At 62.7% G+C, this 549-nt stretch carries 1 protein-coding gene; it reads right to left on the bottom strand.

The genetic code is table 11. The features are described from left to right. The coding region (locus X744_RS139685; RefSeq protein WP_023763252.1) for an ABC transporter permease subunit at window positions 1-549 on the bottom strand (549 nt) is incomplete at both ends.

Here is a 549-nt window from a genome sequence, read left to right as displayed (position 1 = left end):
GGCAGGATGACCAGCGCCATGGTCTGGCCGGGGCTCAGGCCGAGCGCCGTGGCGCCTTCGCTTTGGCCGCGCGGGATGCTTTCGATGCCGGCGCGGAAGATCTCGGTCATGTAGGCGCCATAACACAGCGACAGGGCCACGATGCCGGCCGGCACCGCGCCGATCACATAGCCGACCTGCGGCAGGCCGAGATAGATGATGTAGATCTGCATCAGCAACGGCAGGCCGCGAAACAGCGACGTGTAGAAGGTGGCCAGCCCGTAAACGATGCCGTTGCCGGTCAGTTTGGCGATGGCCCCGACAAGCGCGATGGTCGTTGCGATCAGAATCGAGATCGCCGAAATGTAAAGCGTCGTGGTGACGCCCTGGGTGATCAGGAAGCCGACCTTCCTGGCAATGAAGGCAAAGGAGAGGTCGAAGGAATAGAAGAACAGCATCAGCAGCGCGAACAGCTCGATCCAGACGCCGGCGATCTGCTGGCGTCGGGGCAGCAGCAGCAGCAGCTTGCAATTCACCAGAACCAGGAGCGCGATCAACACGGCCGAGAGG

This window comes from Mesorhizobium sp. LNHC252B00 (assembly GCF_000502955.1).
Lineage (GTDB): Bacteria > Pseudomonadota > Alphaproteobacteria > Rhizobiales > Rhizobiaceae > Mesorhizobium.
This window is presented reverse-complemented; position numbering and strand designations above follow the sequence as displayed.